Here is a 26,695-nt window from a genome sequence, read left to right as displayed (position 1 = left end):
CTCCGACCACTTTGTTACAAAAATTTACAGTACGTGGTGAGCAACTGTATCCAATGATACTTGCGACCTAGGCAACCTGATTTTTCCAACAGAGAATCCACTTGCCGCTCGAATTAATTAATGTTATTGATGATATGTCAAGGTTTAAATTGTGTATCTGCGCCCTCGACTAGCAGCTCAAAAATATTTGTCGCCATTAGCGAATGCCTGTGTTTGGAATTATAGTGAAAGGTACAACAAAATGAAACGTTTTCTACATCGGGCTACACTTGCGGTCGCCGTAGCTGCGATCGCAGCTACTGTACCCAGTTCACTTGCACCGATGCGCGCACAATCCCAGCAGCTTCTGCTGAGTCAAAATGTTAATTTCAAGCCTCCCGACGTAACAGCCCCCGGCAACCGACAAGGAGGGACACATCGCGGCAACAAGCTTTGTCCAGCGGGTTTATCTATTACTCCTTTAGTGCCTCCAAGTAATATCGGTTTAACCCTAACAGATTCTCCCACAATTTTTGTCTATATTCCTAAGACTTCGCCGGAAATTGAGTTTACTTTGCTCAACGAAAAGGAGGACAAAGTGGTCTACGAAAAAACCTTTAAACTTGACAAATCCGGGATTGTTGGAGTTAGTATTCCTGCTACCGTGGACAACAACAAATCCCTTGAAGTTGGCAAGCGATACGTATGGTCGTTTTCGATGGTTTGCGACCCACAAGACCGATCGGCTGATTTAGTTGTTAAAGGGTTCGTGCAGCGAATTGAACCGCAGGCCACTCTCAAGAGGGATTTGGCAAATCCCGACCCGATGACTAGGCTCAACGTTTATGCTCAAAATGGGATTTGGTACGAAACTCTCGCTACTTTAGCCCAAATGCGGCGTCAGACACCGGAGGATGCGAGGCTGACAGCCAAGTGGACGCAATTATTGCAGTCCCAAGGACTGGAATCAGTTGCAGCTCAACCGCTGGTTGGGCCTCTTTAAATCTCGGTATTTCTTGAAGTTTTGTCGGTGTTCCGATGGCGATGTAAAATTGACAAATTTACCCGATCGCGCCCGGGGCTAAAACTCCGGGTTAACATTAGAGATGCGCTCTATAAATATTTCTACAAGTTGGTGGAAAAATGAAACGTTTTATACATTTTACTGCACTGGCGATGACTGTATTGGCGATCGCCGTTACTCTCCCCAGTTTGCTTACACCGATGCAGGCTGTGCCTGCACCCATTCTGCTGAGTCAGAATGTTAATTTCAAACCTCCCGATGTAACAGCCCCCGACAACAGGCAAGGGGGGACGCATCGAGGCTGTAAGTTACGGGATGGTTTATTCATTACTCCCTTAATACCGGAAAGCAATATTGGCTTAACGCTAACAGAGTCGCCAACATTTTTTGTATATGTTTCTCAACCGGCGGCTCAAGTAGAGTTTATTTTGCTAAACGCAGATGAATCCGAAGTAGTTTACGAAACTACTTTAAAAAATGACAAAGCCGGAATTGTTGGAGTTAGCCTTTCTGAGAAAGACCAGACAAAAAATATTGAGGTTGGTAAGCGATATGTGTGGTCGTTTGCACTAGCCTGCGATCCTCTGGAGCGTTCGGGAGATTATATTGTTAAAGGATGGATGCAGCGAATTGAACCCCAGGTAAATCTCAAGAAGGATTTGGCAAATCCCGACCCTATGGCTAAGGTGATTGCTTATGCTAAAAATGGGATTTGGTACGAGACTCTTGCTACTCTAGCCGAAATGCGGCGCGTCGCACCCGATGATTCGCGGCTGACGACCGAGTGGACGCAATTGTTGCAGTCCCAAGGACTAGAATCGATCGCCGATCAACCGCTAGTTCAGTCTTTTTAATAACCACTCTTGACCAATCATTCCTGAGTGTTTGCATAGTCAATTCTTCAATTCTTCAATCCAGTGACCGAAAGCAGCCAGGGTACCAGTCCCCGTCTTTATCCTGGCACCACCAAAAAATAGTATCCGATAACAAGTCCCCGGATTTATCAGTGATATCGCTTTGTTCAATTCTCAAATTCTGCAATTCTTCAATCCAAAATCTAAAATCTAAAATCGATTGATGGCTAATAACTTTCCGACAATTCTGGCTCTTGATTTTGACGGTGTGATTTGTGACGGACTAATCGAATATTTCCAAACCGCTTGGCGTACCTACTGTCAAATCTGGAAACCAGTCGAAACAGTGCCAGATCCAGATTTAGCTTTGAGTTTTTACCGAGTGCGCCCCGCCATCGAAACCGGTTGGGAAATGCCGCTGCTGATCCGCGCACTACTGACAGGAATTTCCCCAGAGCAAATTTTGCTAGAATGGCCCAATATTGTACCGCATTTATTGACTGAAAATAATTTGAAAGCGCAGTCTGTCGGTGCTATGTTAGACGGATTGCGCGATAATTGGATTGCTGATGATTTATCTGGGTGGCTGTCTTTGCACCGATTTTATCCAGGGGTAGCCGATCGCCTGCACTCTTTGCAGAAGAGTTCGGTGAAAGTGGCGATCGTCACTACGAAGGAAGGCCGTTTTGTGCGGGAACTTTTGCAGCTAGCAGGCGTACAAATGCCGTCAGAGTTGATTTTTGGTAAGGAATACAACAAGCCGAAACACCAAATTTTGCGGGAATTTTTGGCCGCGTCTGGCAAAGATTCGACTATTTGGTTTGTGGAAGACAGGTTAAAAACTTTGCTGTCGGTGAAGCAGCAGCCAGATTTATCTCAGGTGAGGTTATTTTTGGCTGATTGGGGTTACAATACTTTGCCCGAACGGGAATCTGTGGCTCAAAATCCACCAGTTCAATTGCTTTCTCTGTCGCAGTTTGCCGGAGATTTTGCAGATTGGCTGCCGAGCGACTGTTGAGGTTAGATTTGTTTACAGGTGGGATTTTTTTTCGCTTTTCAGAGTCAAAAAAAATCACAAAGTTTTACATCTTTTGTGTTGACTTTTGCGGCTTAGACATGGTATTTTAATATAATGGGATGGTGGCAAAAATATTATTTTTGCCACCATCCCATTATAAGATAAATATAACAGAAATCCCTCAAAAAAGCAAGGCGCTCGAAAAAAAAATGTTTTTTTTATAGACTATTGCAGGTACTCTTGACCTCAAAAACCCGGTTTTTTTACTATTTCTGCGGGCGGGTAGGAAGTATTATAATTTATAAAACCGCGTGTATGACAAAAAACCAAGCTTCGGCACCAAAAAATTGAAAAGTATTTTGATAATTTCTCAGCGTGAAAGCTTTCTAATATTGAGACTTAAAACCAATGCTCGATTTAACTAAAGCAGCCAAGGCAATGCAGGGAATGAGCCAACATTTGAATGTGGAAGCTCACGCGGCTCGCCAACGTTTGGAAGTGGCTCAGAATTTGCTGGTCAAGGCGGCAGGCGAACAGGAAAAATTGGTGGAATTGCAAGAGAATTGGCGCGATCGCACTTTATTCAATGCTGCCACGCCGATCGAGCCCTTGGACGATCGCACCTACATCACCGCACCCCCCGCAGCTCACACAGTCTTCGCCACAGACGGCTCGCAAATTTCCCCCAACCATCACGAAATAGCCTACTGCTACCTGCTAAATGTCGGCACAGTCATGCTGCACTACGGACAAAGCCGCCACCCAGTTTTAGACAGCGTGCCCGAAGTTTTCTACAAACCCGAAGACTTGTACGGTTCGCGGCAGTGGGGAATTAGAACCGAAGAATGGATGGGATACCGGCGGGCAGTTTCCGAAGCAATTGCCTTAGCAGAAATGGGCTGCAATTGGGCAAAAGTTAACGACAATAAATTGCCCGCGCCAGCTTTAGCAATGGTAGACGGTTCCCTGATTTATTGGTTTTTGGAACAGTTACCCAGCGAAGCTCGCGATCAAATTTTGCTGCCAATTTTAGAAGCTTGGGACAAGTTGCGTTTAGCAGGAATTCCGCTGTTAGGATACTTAAGCGCTTCTCGCAGCAGCGAAAGTTTATCTTTTTTACGGTTTGAAGCTTGCACCCACGAAGTACCAGACTGCATGACAAATTGCCCGAACGTCGGATTTGCCGCCACAATTTCTTTCGCCGATAAAGCACCTTGTCAAGAATTTGAACCCTTGCGGGATGCCATCTTGTGGGCAACAATCCTGTCACCGGGACAAAGAAGCCCTTTATGGAAATCCCAAGCTCGAATTTTAGATTTGTACGGTCTTAATTCCGTCTATTTCTGTTACGTTCACGTTGGCACAGAAATTGCTAGAATAGAAGTGCCGGAATGGGTAGCACAAGATACAGCACAGCTAGATTTAGCATTAGGAATGATGCTGGCTCAAGTACACAAAGGCGGCGGCTATCCGGTGACACTAGCAGAAGCTCACAATCAAGCGGTAGTCACGGGGGGCGATCGAAGTCGCTTTTTCGCTTTGTTAGAGCAGCAAATGATTAAAGCAGGCTTAAAAAATGTGGGAATTTCTTATAAGGAAACACGGAAGCGTGGCAGTATTGCTTAAAGTAATAAGTAGAGTAGTCCTTGACGTAGAAACTGGGTGTTTACGGAAATACTGCATCCCGGCTTTTAACACCGATGAAAAACCCGGTTTCTTTGGTATTGATACGTAATTTATGTAGAGTTAAAATAGAGTTAAAAATGTTATATGCCAATAGAACTAATTATCTTAATTGCTTCGTTACTTGTATCGTTGCTAGTCTTTAATTGGGCGTTTAAAGTGTTGAAAGCCAGCATCGGGACAGCGATTGCTTTAGCAGCAATTGTGCTGGCGATGCAATTATTGTTTGGCATCGGACCCAACCAGCTTTTCCAACATATAATTCACTTGCCGGAAACCCTGGGGAAAATGATTTCGGGCAAGTGATCCGATTTTTGATTTTTGATTCTTTTAAATACCCGACTTCTTTTAGAAGCCGGGTATCTGGGGATTCCGAGAATTTTCCTTCTTCCTTCTTCCCTCTTCCTTCTTCCTTCAGATATTAGCTTCCCAGCATTTGGAGCTTGTACAAACTGGCATACAACCCTTCTTGCTGCAACAATTCTTCGTGGCTGCCAGATTCTACTAACTGCCCGCGTTTGAGCACTAAAATACGATCGACATTTCGGATAGTCGAGAGCCTGTGGGCAATAATTATCGCCGTTCTATCCGCCATCAAACGCTCTAGAGCTTCTTGAATTAAAGCTTCCGTCCCCACATCCAAACTAGCAGTGGCCTCGTCGAGCACTAAAATACTGGGATTGCGAATAGCGGCGCGAGCAAAGGCTAATAATTGCTTTTGTCCCCCGGAAAGATTCGTTCCCCGTTCCCGCAATTGCGTGTCGTAACCTTGAGGTAACTGTTCGATTAAACGGGCAACATTTGTCTTTTCTGCTGCTGCTTGAATTTCCTCAATCGAGTAACTTTCTCCCAGGCTGATATTGCTCTTCACGTCACCAGCAAATAGAAAGCCATCTTGGATAATTACGCCTATGTGCCTCCGCAACTCTGCTTGAGGCAAATCCCGAATATCGACATGATTAACCAGAATTCGTCCTCGCGTCGGCTCGTAAAGGCGGCAGAGAAGACGGATAATCGAACTTTTGCCCGCACCGGTGGGGCCGACTAATGCTACTTTTTCGCCGGATTTGATGGTGAAATTGAGGTTTTGCAGCACATATTCGTCTTGTTTGTAAGCAAACCACACGTTGTCAAATTGGATTTCTCCTGATTCATAATTCTGCGATTTGGCATTTTCTCCCCCCCGAAGCTTGGGGGGGATGGCGGGGGGTGATTGGGAATTGTTAGGCAATAAACGATATTCTGAACTTGCTGGATTTTGATGATTATCTGCTAATCCTCCATCGAACGGAGACAAGTTGTAAGCCGTTGTCTCTGGATGTCCAGTTATCAACAACGGTGAATAACGTGCCCTTCTTCCTTCTTGCCTCTTGCCTTTTCCTTCTTCCTTCTTTTCTCTTCCCTCTTCCTTCTTCCCGCTAGTTGGATCTTTAATTTCGATCGGTTCGTTGAGGATATCGCTAATCCGTTCGACAGCGGTAAATCCTGCTTGAATGGCGGTAAATTTCTCTGCAAATTGCCGCAGCGGATCGAAGAGACGCTGAGCAAATAAAATGAATGCAGACAGAGTACCGAAGTTAAGATTACCGGCTAAAACCCTTTGACCACCCATCCACAAAACTGCTCCTATCGCTACTAAAGCAATCCATTCTAATGTCGCAGATACGGCTGAGTCGTAAAATATAGTTTTGTCAACTGCTTTAATGTAGCGTTTATTGGTGACACGAAACAATTCAGAGTTGAATCTTTCGCGGCGGAATAGCTGCACTACACCAATACCCGTCAGGTTTTCTTGCAGTTGTGCGTTGAGATCGGAAAGTTCTTCTCTTGTAGTGTAATTTGCGATGCGATATTGGTACTGGAAATAAATTATGACTGCGGTAATTGGTATCATCATCAGCACCAACATTAAAGCTAGTTGCCACTGCATGGTAAACATGAAAATGGCAATTACTAAAATTGAAAATAAATCGCTAACAATGCCTATCGCCCCTGAAGAAAAAACCTCTCCCAAAGCTTCTACATCGCTGGTGAGGCGAGTCATCAGTTTACCGACAGGAGTGCGATCGAAAAATCTCACTGCTAGCGATGTGACGTGGGCGAACAAATCATTTCTAATATCTGTAGTAATTATTTGCCCTACTTTCGTGACTAAATAGCCTTGAACTGATTGCAGTGCTAATCTAAGTGTTATAGTTAGCGTCAGCAAAATAGCCAAAATATTCAATGCAGCAGATAGAGGCACTCCCCGCAAGAATTCGTAGGTAGGTTCCGAGCGAATTACCGAAATTGCCTGTCCGATGAGAATGGGTTGAATTGCTCCTGAGACTGCTAGTGGTACTAATAGTGCGATCGAAATAATCAGCAAGCGTTTGCTGCGGGTTGCGTAAGATGCCAACCTCATGAATAACCGCCAGTCTGTTTCCTGGCCGGATTTGTTTTTGGTGTCTGCTACTGGTGAGGAAATGGTCATTGATGGCAAAAACTGTACAATATATCTAGTTAATAATTGTAACAAATAAAATGAATATTTGGCACTACTATCAGTAACAGGCAAGATGCCTGTTTCACAAAGAGTGTTTCCTTGTAACAGCAGGTTGGGTTTCGTTCCTCAACCCAGCCAAAATGTTTGTAGGTCGACAAAACTGGTATTATAATCTACTGGGACAAGTTATATTTATCATGCAAGAGATAGAGACAGCCCGATTGTATCTCAGACAATTTACGCCAGACGACTTAGATGATCTGTACCGCATCTACAGCGATTCAGAAGTGATGAAGTATTTGAGCGAAGGCGTCAGAAATAGAAAAGAAACAGCAGCAGATTTATTTCAGATAATCGCACATTGGGAAAAACACGCTTTCGGTTTGTGGGCTGTTGTCTATAAAGAAAATAACCAATTGATCGGCGATGGGGGGCTTCGCTTTTTAGGCAAAACACCTAAAGTAGAAGTCGGTTACGTGTTAGCAAAAGCGTATTGGGGGAAAGGTTTAGCATCGGAAGTTGCAGCGGCTAGCCTCAAGTATGGATTTGAAGTATTGAAACTAGAAAAAATTGGATATGTTGCACATACCGAAAACAGATCCTCGCGGCGGGTAATGGAAAAAGTGGGGATGAGATACCAGCATAACCTCGACCATTCCAATCGAGTATATTATTCAATCTCGCGAAGAATCTACCAGTCAAAAGTAGTTGAGTTGAGTTGAGGAAGGAAATCCAACCAAAATGTTTGTAGCAATAATTATCAAAACTGGTATCATAATCTAGTAGTAGAAATTATATTAATCATGCAACAAATAGAGACAGCCCGATTGTATCTGAGACTATTTACGCCAGACGACTTAGACGATCTGTATCGCATCTACAGCGATCCGGAAATAATGAAATACCTCGCACGAGTTAGAACTAGAGAAGCAACAGAAATCGCCATTCATACCATGCTCGAACGTTGGGAAGAAAACAACTTCGGAATGTGGGCTGTAGTACATAAAATAGACCGTAAAATGATTGGTCGCTGCGGACTGGGTTTTCTGGATCAGACACCGGAAGTTGAGCTCGGCTATACCCTCGACAAAGTTTATTGGAATCAAGGATTGGCGACAGAAGCATCTTTTGCAAGTCTAAACTATGGATTTCAAATATTAAAGTTGGAGAGAATAGTTGCGATCGCTCGCCCAGAAAATATCGCCTCCCAGCGGGTGATACAAAAAGTTGGCATGAAATATGAAAAAAATGCTCATTTTTACGAAACTGATGTACTATATTACTCTATTTCGCGAGAAATATACGAGTCAAAAGTAGTGTTGTAGGTGTGCAATGCACACCTTACTACATTCAAATTACTCACATTGCAATTTGTCATTATTGTCGGCTGACAACTACGAAGTCCTTTGCAATTGCTTGTTAACCTTGAGAATCTTCTTAGCAAAATACTCTTGTCTGTGTCCCAATCGTTTAGCCACTTCCAACCCTTGTTGATAGGATTCCAAAGCTTTATCGTAAGCCTTCATTTCCTGATAAACTTGACCTAAATTGTCGTAAGCGTTCATCAATCCGTAGAAATTGTAAGCCCGTTCTTCTAACAGCAACTGCATTTGATAAATCCGCAAAGTCGGTTCCCACTGCTTTTGCGTTCGATAAAGTAAAGCTAATTTATCCAAAGCTTCACTAGCTTGGCCATACTGTTGAATGGGGACGGCTAAATTGTATGCTTCCTGATAGTATTGAGCTGCTAAATTGATTTGACCTATTGTTTGGTAATCGCTGGCGATCGCAATTTTTAGCGGTGGTATAGCACTCGGGTTTTGTAAGTTAAGATACACCGATGCTAGTTTTTCCCTGGCTGCGATCGCCTTTAGGGGTTGTTTCGACTGCTGGTAAACGTAGGCCAACTGTCTCAAAGTATCTACCTCAGTTGGAGGAGTTACAGGCTGCGGAGGTGCACCGTTTCCAGCAACTACAGCAGAAGTTGGCACAGCAGAATTAGCAGCAAATAAAGCGCGGTTTTCCTGAATTAAAGTTGCCAATTCCTCATACACGGGAGCAGCTTTATCGTAACTCAACCAATTGATGTGAATTAGCCCGATCGCCTTCAAAATCTGACCTTCAGCCAATATATCTTGGTTTTGGCGCGCATTTTCGAGAATTTCTTGGTAAACTTCTACAGTCGGCCCTTTAGCGCGCACCTGCTGAAAAGCAGCAGCGAAGGCGGGGAGCAACTCAGTATTAACTGGTACTTGGGATTTGACTTGTTTTTGAATTGCTTGCAACCGTTTAGTAATAAGCTGTAGTTCCAGGTTTTTACCGTTACTCCAAGCAACACTTCCCACCCGACTCAAAGCAGCAATTTCCGCCGCCGGGCCCAGATACCTCCGCAGCCGCAATTCTCGGAACCAAATTTCAAAAGCACCAGCGCCGTCTCCAGCTTCCAGTTTAGCCGCTGCTTCTAAGTTTAACTCTTCCAAAGCCGCTGCCAGTTCGTCCCGCTGAGTGCTGCTCAAAGATTCGTTAGCGGGAGCTAGGGGATCGGGTGTGGTAATTTCTAGAGGATTAGGGGAAAATTGATCGAGGCCTGGTGGATTAGTTTGGGCGCTAGCAATAGAACCAGCACACAGCCACAAGAAAAGCAAGCACCCAATTGGCACAGAACTTCTCATTCTCAAAATTTGGTTGCCGCGATTCGGCATTCCTTCTCGAAACATCAAGTTTTGCATATCTACAAAACGGTATAAATTATGTCACAAAGATGGCACAAAAGCAAACTGTTCAACAAGAGCAACAAAATAAATGTCACCGTACTGAGCAATTGTTTTCAGTTCAAGGCGCTGGGCGATCCTCTTCGAGGGCTTCGCCAACGTATTTTACGCTTATTTAGTCTAGCCCTAATTGTCTTAACTGTTTGCACAGCTTGCGCCCCCCCTCCCGCAGTTGCAAAAGACCGTTCTTTTCCAGAAATGTCCCTGGACTTTTTGGGCGAGTACCAATTGCCAAAAATCAATTTTGAAGGGGTACCAGTCGGCGGTTTGTCAGGAATTACCTACGACCCCAAAGGTATTAGCGCAGTCACTTCCAAAGCTTATCGTTTTTACGGTTTGTCCGACGACCCCAGCGAAAACGGAGAAGCCAGATTTTACAGTCTCAGACTCGACCTCACATCAAGCGATCCAGCAAATATTCGCCTGAAAAAAGTTACCGTTGAAGGCGTTACCTCCCTCAAAAACGCAGACGGTGAAACCTTCTCTTGGGGTTCCATCAATCCCGAAGGCATCGCCCTTTCTCCCCGCAATTCAGTATTTGTCGCCAGCGAAGGCGTAACTCATGTTGGCATCCCTCCTTTTCTCGGAGAATTTGACCTCAAAACAGGGCAAATGCGGGGAAATTTGCCAATCCCAAAGCGCTATATTCCCGATGCCAGCGATGAAAAACAACAGCAAGGAGTGGTGGACAATTTAGGTTTTGAATCTTTAACCATCGACCCAGAAACCTTTAGTCCGGGCGGTCTCGATCCGTTTCGTTTGTTCGCAGCTACGGAAGCGCCGTTAATGCAAGATTTAGACCCAGAACAGGCAAGCAAACTCCGTCTTTTACATTATATTATCGTCGATAAAACGCCGCAATTAGTCTCAGAAAATCTTTACAACTTAGACCAAGTTCCCATGACAGTTTTGAACGGTTTAACAGAATTAGTAACTGTAGGTGGCGGTCAGATTTTGAGTTTAGAACGTTCTTTTGGGCTGTCGGGATACGGCGCTAGGATTTATCAAGTAGCGGTTGGGGCGGCTACAGATACTTCGAGAATCCAGAGTTTTAAAGGGCGAGTGGCAGTCGAACCTGTTAAGAAAAAGTTGCTGCTAGACTTAAGCGAACTCGGAATTCCGTTGTACAATTTAGAAGGGATGACCCTCGGCCCGCGCTTGCCAGATGGCAGCCAGAGTCTAGTTTTAGTCAGCGATGACAATTTTGATGAAGCGCAGAAAACTCAGTTTATTTTGTTGAGTTTGAAGGGCAAAGGTTAAGTCAGAAGGGCGGGCTAGAAGCCCTCCCCACAAGAAGATTTATTCTTTGTGAAACAGGGATCTTGCCTGTTGATGAAAACACTAGAAGAAAATTCACTTTTTGTGGAACAGGCATCTTGCCTGTTAACAAAAATAGTATAAATGAGGTGAAATAAAATTTATTCAACTATAAAACACCCTCATCATGCCAACTCGTAAGACTTTGCAATTACCAGAAATCGAACTTTCCTACCTAGAATGGCAGCCAGAAAGTGGGTTAGAAAAATCTCCCCGTTTGCTACTGATGCACGGTTTAGCAGATAGTGCGTGTGTCTGGACTAGCTTGGGCAATTACTTGTCTAACCGCTATCATATTGTAGCGCCAGATATGCGCGGTCACGGAGAAAGTAGCAAACCGAAAACAGGCTATACTTTTGAAAGTGCGATCGCAGATTTAGAAGCTTTGATGGTACATCTCAACTGGCCTGACGCACACATTTTAGGACATTCTTGGACCGGAAAACTAGCAGCGATTTGGGCGAGGCAAAATCCCGATCGCTTTTGCAGTATGATTTTAGTAGACCCCATCTTCATCACCAAAATGCCCGCCGCGATGAAACTCACCCTGCAAATTGTTTACCGAAAATTAGACTGTCTCAAATGTGTGGGCCCGTTTGCGACTTTAGCCCAAGCAGAAGCAGCAGCAAAACAATCGGGAGAATACGCAGATTGGAGTGACGTGCAGCAAAAGGTATTCCAACACCAAATCGAACAAAAATCCGACGGAACTTGGGGCAGTAAATTTGCGATTGCAGCCAGAAATCAGATATTTGCAGAAGTGATGAAAGTTGCGGGTTTAACTGAAAATATTGAGATACCGACTTTGTTTGTACAGCCGGAAAAAGGCGTAAATCGCATGGATTGGCAAATGCAGCCATACAAGAGATACTTGAAAAATCTTACCGTTGCAAAAGTACCGGGGAATCACTGGTCTTTTTTAACTCAACCGGAAACTTTTAATCAAACTGTGGCCGATTTTTTAGAAGGTGCAAGACAGTGAATGTAGAAATTATCGCACATCGGGGATTTTCCGCGATCGCCCCGGAGAATACTTTAGCAGCTTTTGAACTGGCGATCGCCCGTGGAGCTCATTCGATCGAATTTGACATCCAGCTATCCGCCGACAACGTACCAGTGATTTTTCACGACGCAACATTAGATAGAATCACTGGAGTTTCTGGCAAAGTTAGGGAAAACACTCTGTCTCAATTGCAGACACTTAATGCGGGAAAATGGTTTAGCGATGAATTTTCACAAGAAAAAATTCCTACCTTAAAAGAATCATTAGCTATCCTCAAAAATGTTGACAAATTTCTTTACTTTGATGTCAAACCTCACTGCGAGTGGTCTGATGCAGATGTCGCGGATTTTGTCAACACTTTGAAGGGCGCAGAGATCCAACATAAATGCGTAATTACTTCCTTTAACGATGGATTTCTGGAACAAGTGCGGCGGCTATCTGGCGATTTGGCGATCGGACACATTGTTGCTAATCTAGAAGCATACAAAACTCAATTTGCTCAAGCTGTAGCCCATCAGGATAATTTGATTAGCAGTCTGTATCGCGTGTTGCTGGAAAACCCCGCACTAATTCCAGAAAGCCGGAGTCAGGGAGTTGACATTGTGGCCTGGACGGTGGACGATCGAGCTGATATGCAAAAGTTAATTGATTTGGGTATAACGCGGATAGTCACTAATTGTTTGATATGATCTTTTTAACCGCAGATGAAGGCAGATAAACGCAGATAATAGATGAATTACTTTCGCAAAAGCATCCACGAAATGTCTGGCTATGTGCCGGGGGAACAGCCACCGCTAGGCACAAAAATTATTAAATTAAATTCTAATGAAAATCCCTATCCGCCTTCTCCCAAAGCCTTAAAAGTGCTTCAGGAAATAGACGGAGAAATGCTGCGACGCTATCCAGATCCAACTGGCAAAGTTTTCCGCATTGCTGCTAGTCAAGTTTTGGGAGTGGCTGACGATTGGATTGTTGTAGGTAACGGCAGCGACGATTTATTAAACTTGATAGTTCGCGCTGTGGGCGAATCTGGGAAACCGATTGTTTGTCCCGCGCCAACCTATGTATTGTACCGCACTTTGGCAGCAATTCAAGATGCAGAATTTGTTGAAGTTCCTTATCCCGACGACTACAAGTTACCAGTCGATTTGCTAATAGCAGCACAGGGTGCTGTGACATTTGTAGCTTCGCCAAACAGTCCATCGGGAACAGCCATATCTGTTGCAGATTTGGAGAAACTGGCTAAAGAGTTATCGGGCATTCTTGTTATCGACGAAGCTTATGTAGATTTCGCAGAAGACAATGCTTTGGAATTGACAAAAAAATACTGTAATGTTATAGTTTTGAGGACGCTTTCAAAAGGTTATTCCCTGGCAGGATTGAGGCTGGGTTTTGGCATAGGAAATCCGGCGCTGCTGGCAGAATTACATAAAATCAAAGACAGCTATAATGTGGATGCTTTAGCTTATGCAGTGGGGGCGGCTGCGATCGCAGATCAAGACCACAAAACAGCCAACGCCGAAAAGATTAAGGCTTCGCGAGCAAAACTAGCCGTTAGCTTCAAGGAATTAGGCTTTGACGTTTGGCCCTCGCAAACCAACTTTTTGTTAGTTAGACCACCAAACGGCGATGCAGAAAGAATTTATCAAACACTCAAAGTACGGGGAATATTGATTCGATACTTCAATCAGCCTCGATTAGAAGACAAATTGCGGATTAGTGTAGGTACGGAGGAACAGAATCAAATATTAGTTAAAACTTTGAAAGAAATTCTCTAAATAACGATCGCACTAAAATTAGTTTCTAGTAATGGCTTTAGTCCTCTGATTTGTATCAAGACTTGCATTCCTCACTACCAACAGCTTGATTACGGATAATAATTAGGATTATCAATAGCCAACCCTGCCGATTGAGCAATATCCAGCAATCTGTTATCTGCAGAAACAAAAATTAGTTGAGTTTCTGGCATGGATGTTAAAACAGATTGAACGCGCAAAGCAGACGCCAATTGCACAGCATCATAAGCCCGCAGTGGATATTGAACAATCAATTCACCCGCCCTTTCAACCAGTGCCACATCAACTTCGATAACTCTATACCGACTATTGAATTCAGAGCGAAACTTTGCAATAAGTGCAGCAACTTCCGCAGCAGTTATACCGCCTTCACGTTGTCTGCGTGCAAAAGCACTAAGAACTTCCACCCAGGTGATGCGGACTAGAAGCAGCGAGTTACCAGTCTGGGAATCCGTGAGCGTTTTTATCCAAGGGCTGCCAATTTCAACCACATATCTTTTGATGAGGGCGCTGCTATCCAAAAAATAAATGTTTACCACGGGCCGCGATCCTCGATAATCATTTCTGATAGAGGCTTGCCCGGTTTTGCCCCTAACCTTTTAGCCAATTCATACACATCTTCATCAGTGACAGCCTCGACGTTATGGGCAGCGTTAGGTAGTGGAGTCACCAATCCTCGGTCAACTAAAAACTGGATTGCCAATTCTGCCTGCTTTTTTGGATCATCTGGCCAGAGTTGAATCTGCACAGTTTCCCCATCCTGGAAAGACACAGAACTCAAGGGACGAAAAACCCCGTTTTCGTAGATAGCAGTAATAGTTTCTGGCATAATTACCCTCTTAATTAAATGCTTTGACTTATTGTACTTCTTTTAATTACTTCGTTGCCACCACAGCCAAATTCCAGGCCAAGCGCTTCATCAAAGGCAACTTCTTCAAAAACCCATCAAACCCTTCCAATCGAGAGTATTCCGGTTTCAATCTCTCTTGTTCAATGATAATCTTTTTCCAATAACGCTCCTCATTTGGATGCACTTTTTCGATCAAATAAAAGCGTAAAAAAATCCACAGCGATGTCAGCCAAAACGTATCGTAAGCCGTCTCGGAAAACAAAGATTGAACAAGTTTCACAATATTAATATCCAAAGGACTTTCATCCTCCGTCCGCACCTCAGTCGCCATTCTGCGGTAAACATTAATCACCGGATTGTGCTTCATCGGGTCCCAAAAGCAAGCTTTGCCACCCGGCTTCAGCACGCGGTGCATTTCGCGAATTGCCTTTTCTGGTTCCGGTAAATGGTGCAATAAATTAGAAGCATAAACAATATCAAAACTATTGTCCGGGAAATCCAGCGCCATTGCATTCACCGTGCAGCCGTCTATTTTGACGCCGTTTTTCTCAGCCAATTTCAGAGCAACTTCTACCATGCCCTGAGAATAGTCAGCCGCCACACAATGCGCGCCTTTTTTAGCAAAATAAACGCTATTTTCTCCCGCGCCGCAGCCTAAATCTAACAGCCGTTTGCCTGTAATATCGCCCATTTGCTGGACGATAAATCTATTTTCTGGGGCGGTGCAAGCTTCAAAGTAATCATTAACTCTAATGCCGTCAATATCGATCGTAGATGCCCAAGCATCGTGGAATTGTCGCTCTTTTTTTAAAGTTTCGTCTTGCATTTTTCAAGAGTTGGTTATTAGTAAAAAAAGTAATTTTAAACCGCAGATAAACCAGAATCAAGGCAGATTTATCTGCTTCGCTCTAGGTTCGTCTGCGGTTTGTTTCAAGAAAAATGGCTGACAATAAATTTATCAGCGCTGTGCTTCTGCAACAACTTCATTTCCGATCGCAGTTGGCTGTCCCGAGGATTTTTCAGCACTATGCTGCAATGCCTGATACAGCCGATTTAAAGCGCTGATGTATGCTTCTGCGGAGGCTACGATAATGTCGGTATTTGCCGAGTGACCGGAAAATACTTTGCCTTCGTGGCGCAAGCGAATTGTTACTTCGCCGATCGCATCTATGCCCGCTGTCACCGATTGTACAGAAAACTCGATTAACTCGTTGGGTACGTTTACCACCCGGTTAATTGCCCTGTAAATCGCATCCACAGGCCCGGTGCCGATGGCAGCATCGGTCAATTCTTCCCCCGCAGGAGTCCGCACCGTTACGGTTGCTGTCGGCCGCGATTTGTCGCCACAGGAAACCTGCACCAATTCTAACCGGAAAAGTTCCGGTGCTTGGTGCGCTTCGTTATTGGCGATCGCTTCTAAATCCCAATCAGTAATCTCTTTTTTCTTGTCTGCCAAATCTTTAAACTTGACAAAAGCCTTATTTAACTCATCGTCGGCCATTTCAAAACCCAACTCTTTCAAGCGAGTGTGAAATGCGTGGCGGCCGGATAATTTGCCCAAGACTATTTGATTTTCAGTTAAGCCGATCGACTCAGCGTCCATAATCTCGTATGTCCGCTTATTTTTAAGCACCCCGTCTTGGTGAATGCCCGACTCGTGAGCGAAAGCATTTGCCCCGACAATCGCCTTATTTGGCTGCACCAACATCCCCGTCAAATTGGAAACCAGGCGGGAAGTTTTGTAAATTTGACGCGAGTCAATATTTGTCAGCGGTTCCTCAGAATCCGCAGCCCTGCCCAAGAACGGATTATAATATTGGCGCCGCACGTAAAGCGCCATTACCAACTCTTCCAGAGCTGCATTTCCCGCCCGTTCGCCAATCCCGTTAATCGTGCATTCTAACTGTCTGGCGCCATTTTTCACGGCTTCCAAAAAGTTAGCAACAGCCAATCCTAAGTCATTGTGACCGTGAACCGAAATAATTGCGCGATCGATATTCGGCACATTTTCCTTAATTCCGCGAATCAAAGCCCCAAATTCGCTCGGAGTCGTGTACCCTACAGTATCGGGAATATTAACAGTAGTCGCACCCGCTGCGATCGCCCGTTCTAGAACCTGATACAAAAACTCCGGTTCCGATCGACAAGCATCTTCCGGCGAAAACTCCACATCATCCACAAAAGACTTAGCGTAAGCCACCATTTCCGGCACAATTTCCAGAACCTCAGCCCGCGTCTTTTTCAGCTTATACTCCAAGTGAATATCAGACGTAGCCAGAAACGTATGAATTCGCGCATTTGCTGCTGGTTTCAGAGCCTCTGCTGCTGTTTTAATATCCGGCTTTCTCGCCCTTGCTAAACCGCAAATTGTGGGCCCATCTTCCGTACCCACCGAGCGGGCTATTTTTTGGACTGCCTCGAAATCTCCCGTGCTGGTGAAAGGGAAACCCGCTTCAATCACATCCACGCCCAATCTCGCTAACTGCCGAGCGATCGTCAGCTTTTCATCCACATTCAGAGATGCACCCGGAGATTGTTCTCCGTCCCGCAAAGTCGTATCGAAAATAATAATCCGGTCTTGACTTGGTTGAGTTTTCATAGCTCTAAAAAAGTGTTTTCCTGATTTTTACTTGTCCGTTTTTCTGGATTTTTAGCCTCCAGTCACCAGTCCCCTGTTTCGCGCCAATAACGAATAATTAATAACCGCTAACCCATAACTACTGACTAATGACTGCTGACTAATGACTAATGACTAATGACTAATAACTACTGGCTAATGACTAATGACTAATAACTACTGACTAATAATCCATCTTCTCGATATGTTCCCTAATTTCATTTAGGTCTATATACCTATCTGTAGCATTTCGTAACTCTCTAGCAATCATTCCTTCGGTTGATACCACAGTAATATGAGTATTTTTCGAGCGCAGCAGCTCGATCGCCCGCTCAAAATCCCCATCCCCGCTAAACAGCACAACTTGGTCGTATTGATCCACGGTATTAAACATATCAACCACAATTTCTATGTCTAAATTAGCCTTTTGGGAATATCTGCCCGAAGCATCGTCGTAATATTCCTTAAGAATTTTAGTGCGAACCGTGTAACCTAGACTGATCAAAGCATCTCGAAATCCTCTTTGATCTTGGGGGTCTTTCAAACCCGTATACCAGAAAGCATTGATCAAGATGACATTCGGCTGCGAAGTTTTGAAATATTCGAGCACCCTGCGAGGATCAAAAAACCAGCCGTTCTTTTGTTGAGCGTAGAACATATTGTTCCCGTCCACAAAAATAGAAAGGCGGTTCATTAAGTTTGTCATAGAAACTTAGACCTAATAATTGTAGAAAGAAGTTAATCTAAATATCACATTTTAGCAACATGGAGCTAACTGAGGCAATAGATTAGACTTCAGAAAACTCCATCTCCCCAGTATTTCATATTTTTGGCTCTACCGCCAGAGGGTTCTTTTAACCCTGCTTGCATTTGAGCGAGGGGCCCTCACAAACTATACGCCTAGTAACTCAATACCGGTTGCCGTGTCAAGGTTAATGGCACCTTCAAACCACTGCCAGTACCGCCCTACCGCCAAGCCGGCATACCCAAGCGCATAGCAGTAGATGTTGCTCCCCTGATTTCATAGCGCAGATTACCTCCGCTCAAGCCTTTTTGCTTTCAAGGGCCCAGCGAGCTAACTCTGTCCGGTTGTGCAGACCTGTTTTGCCCAGCATATTGCTGACGTGGCTTTCGATAGTCCGCTGGCTGACATTCATCACGTCTGCGATCTGGCGGTTTGCCATACCCTGCGCTAGCAACTGTACCACCTTTAACTCAGTGGGAGTCAATTCGACATTGCGACGCGCCTTAATTTTTGGGCCACTCTCCATACCTGGATTTGAGTGGCGAATCAAGCGGGATGCTGCTTTCAGAGAAGATTCCACTTGGGCTACCAGTTCTTCTGGTTCAAAAGGCTTGACTATATAAACGTCAGCCCCAGTGCTCAAGCCTTTTACTCGGTCTGAACTTTGACCTTTGGCGGACAAGAAAAGAACCGGAATCCAGCTCGTGCGAGGGTCTTCTCTGATGTGTTTGACTAAAGTGTAGCCGTCCATTTCCGGCATCATCACGTCGCAGATAATCAAGTCTGGAACTTCTTGTTCTAGTTTTTCCAGAGCGTCTCTGCCGTTTTCTGCTGTAATGACGTTGTAACCCCGAAACTCCAAGTAGTCCTTGACCAGCAAGATCAAATTGGGGTCGTCGTCAACCAGCATCAGCCGTTTTTGCTCTCCTGAATTATTGTCCTTTGTCATGTTTATTCCCGCTAAAGTATCCCGCACACTTGCTTGTTTTCACTTCTGTTTTTTCGCTCAGTCCCCCGCCACCCGGGTGGGAGTAGAGGACGACGATCGGGTGAAGGGATGGCGGTGAGGGAAAGCGGGGCGGGTATTACCGCTTCCCAACCTGTAATCGACGGCTGTTTGTGAGTGTCTTACGACCTGGAACGCAGCCAAAACCAGTAATGGACGATCGCCCTGTCAAGATCAGCCTTGATTGATTTGAGACTCCCTAACAGATCCCAAGTTAAATATCTTTAATCTCGATCGGTTCAATTTCAGGTTAATGCCCCGGTTTTAAATGATACTTCTGATATAGAGAAATTTAAGCAGACTCCCTACTTACGTATTTAACTGTTTCTAGTGTAGTTTGGCAACCTGCTTAGTGTCTGCCACTGAGAAATTTTTGCACAAAATTTCACAGTCCCTCCGATCGATTTTTTTGGCTGTACCTTTTGAGAAACACAAGGAACACGGGAAGCTGCACGAAGACAATCACCTAACTACAGTTTTTTTGAGCTGTAGCAGGTGCGATCGCCCCGACGCCAAACTGTCTCAAATTCTCACCCTTAACCTTAAATTTAACCTTTAATTATACCCATGTACTTTAACAGCGCTATAATTAGACGTTTTGCTCCGCCTCAGCAGGCACAGGCAAAGGATGAGTCAAGAAAGCGTATTCTTGAACGACCTTTGAGTTGAGGAGATGTTCCTGAATAATTCTCTCAATGACGGGGGGAGTAACGTCGCGATACCACACTCCGTCTGGATAGACTACCATAATCGGGCCAGACGCGCACACTCGCAGGCAATTGGCTTTGGTGCGAAAAACGCAGGCTGGTCGATCGGCACTTGGCTTGTCCAACCCCAATTCTTGCAAGCGTTTTTTTAAGTAATTCCACGCCTCCAGACTCGTTTGGCGATCGCAGCACTTGGGCACGGTTTGGTCGGCACAGATAAAAATATGCCGCTCGATTTGAGCGATTCCCAGGCTTTGGACGCAAGCACTCAAGCCTTGGCTGCAAGATTCCTCGTTATTTTCTGTCATTGTCTTCATCAATCAAAAGTAATTGGTTAGCGGTCTAAAGTCATCACCACAGCCCCCACTCCCCCCTCTCCTTCCCTCCAACTCATTTTCTGTTCGGGAACCCGTACTGACAACTAAGTTGCGATCGACCGTGACTAAAGCTAAATTAGCACTCAGGAGTCGAGAGTGCTAATATGTCAGTAGCAAGCAGTCGGCTGTTGCTTTTAGAGCGACCTCTGACGGCTGACTGACTAGGATCTGTAATCTGGAGATTTATTTATGGCAGCAGTATCACTGAGTGTTTCTACCGTTAAACCATTAGGCGAGCGCGTGTTCGTGAAAGTAAGCGCTAGCGAAGAAAAAACCGCCGGCGGCATCCTTTTACCCGACACAGCTAAGGAAAAGCCCCAAGTAGGCGAAGTCGCGGCCGTAGGCCCCGGCAAGCGCAACGACGACGGCAGCCGCACTGAAATGGAAGTCAAAGTCGGCGACAAAGTTCTCTACTCGAAATACGCCGGCACCGACATCAAACTCGGCACTGACGAATACGTCTTGCTAGCCGAAAAAGACATTCTGGCGATCGTTAACTAATTAATCATTAGTCATCAGTCCTTAGTCATCAGTCATTAGTTTAAAGCGAACGCCGCCAAACAACTAATGACACGGGGCAAATGACTAAAATTCATCATCCCCAATCCACAATCTCAAACCCTCAAATCCCCAAAAACTATGGCTAAGCGTATCATCTACAACGAAAATGCACGTCGCGCCCTCGAACGCGGTATGGACATTTTGGCCGAAGCAGTGGCAGTAACCCTGGGCCCCAAAGGCCGCAACGTGGTTCTCGAAAAGAAATTCGGAGCTCCTCAAATCGTCAATGACGGTGTTACCATCGCCAAAGAAATCGAACTAGAAGACCATGTAGAAAATACAGGCGTTGCCCTGATCCGTCAAGCAGCTTCCAAAACCAACGACGCAGCAGGCGACGGTACCACAACAGCTACCGTTTTGGCTCACGCAATGGTCAAAGAAGGTCTGCGTAACGTAGCAGCCGGCGCAAATGCGATCGCCCTCAAACGCGGTGTTGACAAAGCAACCACGTTTTTGGTAGAAAAAATTGCCGAACACGCCAAACAAGTAGAAGATTCCAAAGCCATCGCTCAAGTCGGCTCCATCTCTGCTGGTAACGACGATGAAGTCGGTCAAATGATTGCTAACGCAATGGACAAGGTGGGCAAAGAAGGCGTGATTTCCCTAGAAGAAGGGAAGTCTATGACCACCGAATTGGAAATCACCGAAGGGATGCGCTTCGACAAAGGCTACATTTCTCCCTACTTCGTCACCGACACCGAACGGATGGAAGCGATTCTAGAAGAACCCTTCATCTTGCTGACAGACAAGAAAATCGCTTTGGTACAAGATTTAGTACCTGTGCTCGAACAAGTAGCTCGTTCCGGCCGCCCGCTGTTGATCATTGCAGAAGACATTGAGAAAGAAGCTCTAGCTACCCTCGTTGTCAACAAACTGCGCGGTGTGTTGAACGTGACTGCTGTTAAAGCACCAGGTTTTGGCGATCGACGCAAAGCCATGTTAGAAGATATCGCCGTATTGACCGGCGGTCAACTAATCACCGAAGATGCCGGTTTGAAACTGGAAAATACCAAGCTCGACATGATCGGCAAAGCTCGCCGCATCACCATCACCAAGGACAGCACCACAATTGTTGCCGAAGGTAACGAAGCCGCCGTTAAGTCCCGTTGCGAACAAATTCGCCGTCAAATGGACGAAACCGAGTCTTCCTACGACAAAGAAAAGCTGCAAGAACGTTTGGCCAAATTGGCTGGCGGCGTCGCAGTCATCAAAGTCGGCGCGGCTACCGAAACAGAAATGAAGGATCGCAAACTGCGTCTTGAAGATGCGATCAACGCTACCAAAGCTGCTGTAGAAGAAGGAATTGTTCCTGGTGGCGGTACAACTTTGGCTCACCTGACTCCTCAATTGGAAGAGTGGGCTAACAGCAGCCTGAAGGGCGAAGAATTGACCGGTGCATTGATTGTGGCACGGGCTCTGGCTGCTCCTCTGAAGCGGATTGCTGAAAATGCTGGTTTGAATGGCGCTGTGATTGCTGAGCGCGTCAAAGAAAAGCCGTTCAACGTCGGTTTCAACGCAGCGACAAATGAGTTTGTCGATATGTTTGAAGCTGGTATCGTTGACCCTGCGAAGGTGACTCGTTCTGCTCTGCAAAATGCCGCATCTATTGCTGGTATGGTGCTGACAACCGAGTGCATCGTCGTTGACAAGCCTGAACCGAAGGATGGCGCTGCTGCTGGCGCTGGCGGCGGCATGGGCGGCGGCGACTTCGATTACTAATTAATCGATCTTCTATCGATCGTTTGATGGGGCGGGCTTTAGCGCCCGCCTTTTTAATAGACAAAATTGCTGTTTCCTGATGGGGACAGCAATGTTTTTTTGGGGCTGACTAAACTGCTCTACCAGTGTAATAATACTGCTCTAACAGTATAATAATACTGCTCTACTGGTATACTGAAAACAGTGATTACCAGTCAAGCAATTAAATTGCAAGAGGTCAGGCAAATGTCAGCCACCATCACAATTAGCCCCAGCGAAATTCGGCAGATATTTCAGCCACGCACGTCCAGCGCTTCAAGGTTTTGGGAACTGGCTCAAAAAGCAAACAATTTAGCTGTAATAATTGACGCTCGTTGGGATCAAATTCCCCCTGAAACACGAGAATTACTCAAGATTTTTGCCTATGCCGTAATTGAACCGCCTCAAGAAATTAAGGGGATTTTTGTTTACTATTTAGGGCGTTGTTTGTGGAATTTTTCTTTATTTTTAATTGAACTTAAAGGTGAGAAAAAAAGTGTGCTAGCTTACAATGTTGCGTTTGAACGTCTTCTCAATGCGATTTTGAGTGGAGTTGAACGCGAAGATATGGCTTATGAAAAAGCACTATCCGAAGCCCTGGAGGAAACTTTTGCAGGGTTGGAAACTAGCGAGGCGATGACGGCGAAGGAGGTCTGTGAACGGATCAGAGCAATTTCATATCAAGCTCTCGAATAACTTTGAAAGAACTCAGCAAAAACTGATCCGCGATCGGTATCGTAAAAATCAGGCAGGATTAGTAAAATTTGTCGAATTAATCCAAAAATTTATCAAATTTTTGAGTATTGACCCCCGTCCCCGTCCACCGTTGGGACATTTAGAACCTTGGCCTCAAGGCTCTAGCCGTGATGGATTAGAATTGTGGAAGCTGGAGTTTAAAATGCCTCAGCTTCGCGGAGCCGCTGAACAAGGGCGACTTATATATTTGTTAGATTTTAGAAAAAAAGAAGTTGTGTTGGTGTGGATTTACACGCACGCAGAATTCGAGAAACGCCCACCTGATAAGAATATAAAGCATTTATTGATCGAAATTATGGATAATTATGAAGTTTCAGATGAAAGTAAAAATTTAGACGACTGTGGAGACGATGAAACTGGAAAAGACAAAGGTGGAGAAAATAAATCAAATGACAGTCAAGGTGCATAATCAAAATGTGGCTTTTATTACCTTTGAATAACCAGGTACACCAATTATGAAACTTTATCACACTCCCATTTCCACCAACTCCCGCCGCGTGTGGGTCGCCCTTTTAGAAAAAAACCTCGATTTTGAATTAATAGAAATCCACTTGGACGGCGATCACTTGCAGCCTGAATTTGTGGCAATGAATCCTTTTCACCGCATCCCTGTTTTGGTCGATGATGGCTTCACCGTCTTCGAGTCTCTGGCAATTCTTGACTATCTAGAAACGAAGTATCCCGAACCGGCAATGCTCCCGAAAGAACCGCAAGATTTGGCAGTTGTGAAAATGGTAGAATTTGTCACGATTAACGAACTTGGGCCGGCCCTTTCCCCCCTCATTAGCGAAAAAATGGGCTGGGGAAATCCTGAACCTCAAGCAATAAAAAAGGCGAAGGAAAAAGTCAATACTGTGCTGGCATTTTTTGAAGGTTTGTTGGACGATCGCCCTTTTTTCGGTAGCAACAATGTGACGTTTGCCGAGTGCACTGCCGGTACCGTCGTGCCTTTGCTGTCGTCGCAGGTTGGTGTATCCATAGACGGTTATCCAAAAATTCAAGCTTGGTGCGATCGACTGCTTGCCCGCCCCTCATGGCAGCAAACTCAATTCACCGAAGCAGATTTGGCGGCTTTCGTCTCTCGAAGACAAAAATTTCTGGCACAATCTGAAGCCTCATGAACCCATCAATTGTCAAGCGATCGCTCTTTTTCCTAGCTATTTTCGCCTGCACCCAAATTCCCATCGCAGCAATGGGGCAGCCCGCCGCCCGATCGAACTACGAATCAATTAAGGGTAAACAGTTCCTTGTCGATCGCAAAATTACCGTCTCCAATCCCAAAGATATCGCAGCCAAACTCTTTAGCAGCGACACAGAATCTGAAGGCCGAAAAAGCGACCAAATTTCAGTTGAATATCCCACGCGAGAAACAGCCGTAATTGTCCAAACCGTCGTCGGTTTAGCTGACGATTCTGTTGCTGCAATGCGGCACCGCATCGAACTAAGACTCAGGCAAAATAAGTGGGAAATTGTCTGGATTGGCCGACAATCCAAGTGTCAACCAAATCGCGGACACCAAGATTGGGCAAGCGGCCGCTGTCAGTAGAAAGGTCGATCGGCTTTTTGCTTAAATTCTTTCACCCCGGATGCGTTGGACGAACGAAGCTAAGACTTGAGGCCACCGACGAAAAACAGAGGCACAGAAAGATTCGCTACCGCTGACTCGCGACAGCAATAAGTTATTCCTGCGTAAGTCAGGGAAGGAATCTGGGCTCGGCGTTGTTCCCTGGCTGCGCGACAATAACTTACCAACTATTTTGGGTGTCGATCGCTCTTTTTGGCTAAAAGAGCGATCGAACTCAGAAGTTTACTTGCACATGATTAAATTTCCCGCCGAGATGAATCCGGCCACAGGGGCTGAAATCTCAACCCAATTGCGATTTTCTCCATTCTTATCTTTGACTAACTGGAAATTCGGTACAAGCGTTACTTGACCGTTAGCCGGTACACCGCCTTTAACAGCAGAAGTCTTTGAAGGTTCGGTGCGGATAGCTAGACCCCTCGGCGCTACGCGAGGTTCTACTTGGCGGCACAGACTTACCGGGCCCGTTGCAGGTGCTGGTGCAGGTGCTGGTGCAGGTGCTGGCGCAGGCGCTGGCGCAGGCGCTGGCGCAGGTGCTGGCGCAGGCGCTGGTGCTGGCGCAGGCGCTGGTGCTGGTGCTGGGGCAGGCGCTGGTGCTGGTGCTGGCGCAGGCGTCGGTGCAGGTGCTGGCGCAGGTGCTGGTGCAGGTGCTGGTGTCGCTGCCGGCCTTGGGGAAGGTGCCGGTGCTGGTGCTGGTGCTGGTGTCGCTGCCGGCCTTGGAGAAGGAGTTTGACTAATTGTGGTGCTGGCGGTCGTGCACGAACCTAAATTAGCCTCGTTTTTGGGGTATCCGGTAGCTACATACCCTTTTACGGGAGCGGTAATTTGAATCCAGAGGCGGCCATCTGAGGCTTTAACAGAACTAGCGCTTTGGGGTACCGTTACCTGAGTGTTAATTGCTACACTGCCAACTCTAGGGGATTTGGGGTCTGGGTTCTGGCGAACGGTCAAACCTTCTTTGGGAGTGACTTTGCGGCAAAGGTTGCCAGCCTGGGCTATTTGAAACGTGGCGCTATCTTCAAAGGAAATATTTTCCCCATGTTGACTGACAGTGGATGTTGATGGGGCGGCAACACCGATGGCATTCGCCTGCACACTTCCGGCTACCATCGCGATCGCGCCCAGCAATGCAGCGGGTTTATTCCAGCAATTCAAGTTTTTCATCCGTTCAACTCCTCACTTAAACACAATCATTATCTTAATTGCAGGTCAATATAGCAAAAAAATCGATTTGTCTTCCACAAAAAAGCTTTGTATAACTTTTTTATGACCAAAAGTCAAGTTCTATTTATATTATTTAATGTTTGGTGAGTTGAGCGAAGACAAATAAAGCTGCTACGCCGATAAATGACTCATTATGGCAGAGCGGGGGAGAGAGAAGGCGAGAGTGTTTGAGTCGAGGAATGGGAGAGCGGGAAAGTCAACAGTCAATAGTTAACAGTTTAAATGCGTGACAGTTTGCTAGGAATCCAAGTTATGTGTTGTCCGTCAATATCTTGTCAGGTGTTCGTTAAACCATTTAGCTGTCAGTTGTTGCAGTTGAGTAATATGGGGCTACATTTCAGGTGAATTCTTGGCAGCTTCGAGACCGAGATGGTGTTTGAGATGCTGCCAGATTCAAATGGACAGGCGATTGGTGCGATCGACCCCATCGTCGTACTGGGGTGTCGGAAGCCGGATACAGTTCTTCGATCTCCACTGTCTATCGTACCTTACTTAAACAGAACTTACGCACTCAAGGGCGTTAAATCGGCGTTGCTGAATCAAGGTATGAATGCCCCAGGAATGGGAATATCGTGAAATTTCAAGTAATGTATTAATAACTTA

At 45.5% G+C, this 26,695-nt stretch carries 29 protein-coding genes; 19 read left to right on the top strand and 10 right to left on the bottom strand.

Features of this window, described 5'->3' with window-relative positions; all coding sequences use genetic code 11:
- Positions 1 to 241 precede the first annotated feature (241 nt).
- From QT996_RS12910 to QT996_RS12890, 5 genes are all read left to right on the top strand, one after another.
- Positions 242 to 982: a DUF928 domain-containing protein gene (locus tag QT996_RS12910; protein WP_333046955.1), complete on the top strand. Its 741-nt coding sequence runs from the start codon at positions 242 to 244 to the stop codon at positions 980 to 982.
- A 140-nt stretch (positions 983 to 1,122) separates the two neighbouring features.
- On the top strand, positions 1,123 to 1,857 hold the full coding sequence (locus tag QT996_RS12905) for a DUF928 domain-containing protein (RefSeq protein ID WP_333046953.1): 735 nt from the start codon (positions 1,123 to 1,125) through the stop codon (positions 1,855 to 1,857).
- A gap of 223 nt (positions 1,858 to 2,080) precedes the next feature.
- Positions 2,081 to 2,875: an HAD family hydrolase gene (locus QT996_RS12900; RefSeq protein WP_333046951.1), complete on the top strand. Its 795-nt coding sequence runs from the start codon at positions 2,081 to 2,083 to the stop codon at positions 2,873 to 2,875.
- Positions 2,876 to 3,283: 408 nt separating this feature from the next.
- On the top strand, positions 3,284 to 4,501 hold the full coding sequence (locus tag QT996_RS12895; protein ID WP_333046950.1) for a DNA double-strand break repair nuclease NurA: 1,218 nt from the start codon (positions 3,284 to 3,286) through the stop codon (positions 4,499 to 4,501).
- A 144-nt stretch (positions 4,502 to 4,645) separates the two neighbouring features.
- Complete coding sequence (locus QT996_RS12890) at positions 4,646 to 4,864, top strand: hypothetical protein (RefSeq protein ID WP_333046949.1); 219 nt, start codon at positions 4,646 to 4,648, stop codon at positions 4,862 to 4,864.
- Positions 4,865 to 4,979: 115 nt separating this feature from the next.
- Here the strand turns inward: QT996_RS12890 and QT996_RS12885 are convergent, their stop codons facing one another.
- The gene (locus tag QT996_RS12885; RefSeq protein ID WP_333046948.1) at positions 4,980 to 7,031 is read right to left on the bottom strand and encodes an ABC transporter ATP-binding protein; all 2,052 of its coding nucleotides are present in this window, start codon (positions 7,029 to 7,031) and stop codon (positions 4,980 to 4,982) included.
- Between the two features lie 209 nt (positions 7,032 to 7,240).
- On the opposite strand from QT996_RS12885, the gene QT996_RS12880 reads away from it, so the two are divergent.
- Positions 7,241 to 7,765, top strand: a complete 525-nt coding sequence (locus QT996_RS12880) for a GNAT family N-acetyltransferase (RefSeq protein WP_333046947.1) — start codon at positions 7,241 to 7,243, stop codon at positions 7,763 to 7,765.
- An 81-nt stretch (positions 7,766 to 7,846) separates the two neighbouring features.
- Positions 7,847 to 8,368 (top strand): GNAT family N-acetyltransferase, encoded by a 522-nt coding sequence (locus QT996_RS12875; protein WP_333046946.1) that lies wholly within the window; start codon positions 7,847 to 7,849, stop codon positions 8,366 to 8,368.
- Positions 8,369 to 8,437: 69 nt separating this feature from the next.
- Here QT996_RS12875 and QT996_RS12870 read toward each other — a convergent pair whose 3' ends face one another.
- Positions 8,438 to 9,772: a tetratricopeptide repeat protein gene (locus QT996_RS12870; RefSeq protein WP_333046945.1), complete on the bottom strand. Its 1,335-nt coding sequence runs from the start codon at positions 9,770 to 9,772 to the stop codon at positions 8,438 to 8,440.
- Between the two features lie 21 nt (positions 9,773 to 9,793).
- On the opposite strand from QT996_RS12870, the gene QT996_RS12865 reads away from it, so the two are divergent.
- The 4 genes from QT996_RS12865 (at position 9,794) to hisC (ending at position 13,912) form a co-directional block, all read left to right on the top strand.
- Positions 9,794 to 11,074 (top strand): esterase-like activity of phytase family protein, encoded by a 1,281-nt coding sequence (locus QT996_RS12865; protein ID WP_333046944.1) that lies wholly within the window; start codon positions 9,794 to 9,796, stop codon positions 11,072 to 11,074.
- Between the two features lie 184 nt (positions 11,075 to 11,258).
- On the top strand, positions 11,259 to 12,113 hold the full coding sequence (locus tag QT996_RS12860) for an alpha/beta hydrolase (protein WP_333046943.1): 855 nt from the start codon (positions 11,259 to 11,261) through the stop codon (positions 12,111 to 12,113).
- On the top strand, positions 12,110 to 12,823 hold the full coding sequence (locus QT996_RS12855; protein WP_333046942.1) for a glycerophosphodiester phosphodiesterase family protein: 714 nt from the start codon (positions 12,110 to 12,112) through the stop codon (positions 12,821 to 12,823). Before QT996_RS12860 ends, QT996_RS12855 begins: the two co-directional genes overlap by 4 nt.
- Before the next feature lie 42 nt (positions 12,824 to 12,865).
- Positions 12,866 to 13,912, top strand: a complete 1,047-nt coding sequence (gene hisC, locus QT996_RS12850; protein ID WP_333046941.1) for a histidinol-phosphate transaminase — start codon at positions 12,866 to 12,868, stop codon at positions 13,910 to 13,912.
- Between the two features lie 89 nt (positions 13,913 to 14,001).
- Here hisC and QT996_RS12845 read toward each other — a convergent pair whose 3' ends face one another.
- The 6 genes from QT996_RS12845 to QT996_RS12820 form a co-directional block, all read right to left on the bottom strand.
- Positions 14,002 to 14,469, bottom strand: a complete 468-nt coding sequence (locus QT996_RS12845) for a type II toxin-antitoxin system VapC family toxin (protein WP_333046940.1) — start codon at positions 14,467 to 14,469, stop codon at positions 14,002 to 14,004.
- Positions 14,463 to 14,759, bottom strand: coding sequence for an antitoxin family protein (locus QT996_RS12840; RefSeq protein ID WP_333046939.1), 297 nt, complete (start codon positions 14,757 to 14,759; stop codon positions 14,463 to 14,465). Before QT996_RS12840 ends, QT996_RS12845 begins: the two co-directional genes overlap by 7 nt.
- Positions 14,760 to 14,805: 46 nt before the next feature.
- Positions 14,806 to 15,606 carry a class I SAM-dependent methyltransferase gene (locus QT996_RS12835; protein WP_333046938.1) on the bottom strand — a complete coding sequence of 267 codons (801 nt, stop codon included), beginning with the start codon at positions 15,604 to 15,606 and terminating at the stop codon, positions 14,806 to 14,808.
- A 132-nt stretch (positions 15,607 to 15,738) separates the two neighbouring features.
- Entirely contained in the window at positions 15,739 to 17,379 is a 1,641-nt protein-coding gene (locus QT996_RS12830) for a 2-isopropylmalate synthase (RefSeq protein ID WP_333046937.1), read from the bottom strand.
- 202 nt (positions 17,380 to 17,581) lie between these two features.
- Positions 17,582 to 18,103: a LabA-like NYN domain-containing protein gene (locus tag QT996_RS12825; protein WP_006633075.1), complete on the bottom strand. Its 522-nt coding sequence runs from the start codon at positions 18,101 to 18,103 to the stop codon at positions 17,582 to 17,584.
- Between the two features lie 337 nt (positions 18,104 to 18,440).
- Positions 18,441 to 19,091 carry a response regulator transcription factor gene (locus QT996_RS12820; RefSeq protein WP_333038438.1) on the bottom strand — a complete coding sequence of 217 codons (651 nt, stop codon included), beginning with the start codon at positions 19,089 to 19,091 and terminating at the stop codon, positions 18,441 to 18,443.
- A gap of 430 nt (positions 19,092 to 19,521) precedes the next feature.
- On the opposite strand from QT996_RS12820, the gene QT996_RS12815 reads away from it, so the two are divergent.
- Complete coding sequence (locus QT996_RS12815; protein ID WP_333046936.1) at positions 19,522 to 19,707, top strand: hypothetical protein; 186 nt, start codon at positions 19,522 to 19,524, stop codon at positions 19,705 to 19,707.
- A gap of 30 nt (positions 19,708 to 19,737) precedes the next feature.
- Here QT996_RS12815 and QT996_RS12810 read toward each other — a convergent pair whose 3' ends face one another.
- Positions 19,738 to 20,163: a ferredoxin gene (locus tag QT996_RS12810; protein WP_333046935.1), complete on the bottom strand. Its 426-nt coding sequence runs from the start codon at positions 20,161 to 20,163 to the stop codon at positions 19,738 to 19,740.
- 258 nt (positions 20,164 to 20,421) lie between these two features.
- Between QT996_RS12810 and groES the strand changes: the two genes are divergently transcribed.
- The 6 genes from groES (at position 20,422) to QT996_RS12780 (ending at position 24,832) form a co-directional block, all read left to right on the top strand.
- Positions 20,422 to 20,733, top strand: coding sequence for a co-chaperone GroES (gene groES / locus QT996_RS12805; RefSeq protein ID WP_006633072.1), 312 nt, complete (start codon positions 20,422 to 20,424; stop codon positions 20,731 to 20,733).
- 138 nt (positions 20,734 to 20,871) lie between these two features.
- Entirely contained in the window at positions 20,872 to 22,512 is a 1,641-nt protein-coding gene (gene groL, locus QT996_RS12800; RefSeq protein ID WP_333046934.1) for a chaperonin GroEL, read from the top strand.
- Between the two features lie 225 nt (positions 22,513 to 22,737).
- Entirely contained in the window at positions 22,738 to 23,226 is a 489-nt protein-coding gene (locus tag QT996_RS12795) for a hypothetical protein (RefSeq protein WP_333046933.1), read from the top strand.
- Entirely contained in the window at positions 23,186 to 23,695 is a 510-nt protein-coding gene (locus QT996_RS12790) for a hypothetical protein (RefSeq protein ID WP_333046932.1), read from the top strand. Before QT996_RS12795 ends, QT996_RS12790 begins: the two co-directional genes overlap by 41 nt.
- Before the next feature lie 46 nt (positions 23,696 to 23,741).
- Complete coding sequence (locus tag QT996_RS12785) at positions 23,742 to 24,407, top strand: glutathione S-transferase family protein (RefSeq protein ID WP_333046931.1); 666 nt, start codon at positions 23,742 to 23,744, stop codon at positions 24,405 to 24,407.
- A complete protein-coding gene (locus tag QT996_RS12780; RefSeq protein ID WP_333046930.1) occupies positions 24,404 to 24,832 on the top strand; it encodes a hypothetical protein in 429 nt (142 codons plus the stop codon). Before QT996_RS12785 ends, QT996_RS12780 begins: the two co-directional genes overlap by 4 nt.
- A gap of 261 nt (positions 24,833 to 25,093) precedes the next feature.
- Here the strand turns inward: QT996_RS12780 and QT996_RS12775 are convergent, their stop codons facing one another.
- Positions 25,094 to 26,032, bottom strand: a complete 939-nt coding sequence (locus QT996_RS12775) for an SH3 domain-containing protein (protein ID WP_333046929.1) — start codon at positions 26,030 to 26,032, stop codon at positions 25,094 to 25,096.
- Positions 26,033 to 26,473: 441 nt separating this feature from the next.
- On the opposite strand from QT996_RS12775, the gene QT996_RS12770 reads away from it, so the two are divergent.
- Positions 26,474 to 26,668 carry a hypothetical protein gene (locus QT996_RS12770; protein ID WP_333046927.1) on the top strand — a complete coding sequence of 65 codons (195 nt, stop codon included), beginning with the start codon at positions 26,474 to 26,476 and terminating at the stop codon, positions 26,666 to 26,668.
- Positions 26,669 to 26,695 lie beyond the last annotated feature (27 nt).

The sequence above is a fragment of the Microcoleus sp. S13C4 genome (assembly GCF_036700865.1).
In the GTDB taxonomy this organism is placed as follows: Bacteria; Cyanobacteriota; Cyanobacteriia; order Cyanobacteriales; family Microcoleaceae; genus Microcoleus.
This window is presented reverse-complemented; position numbering and strand designations above follow the sequence as displayed.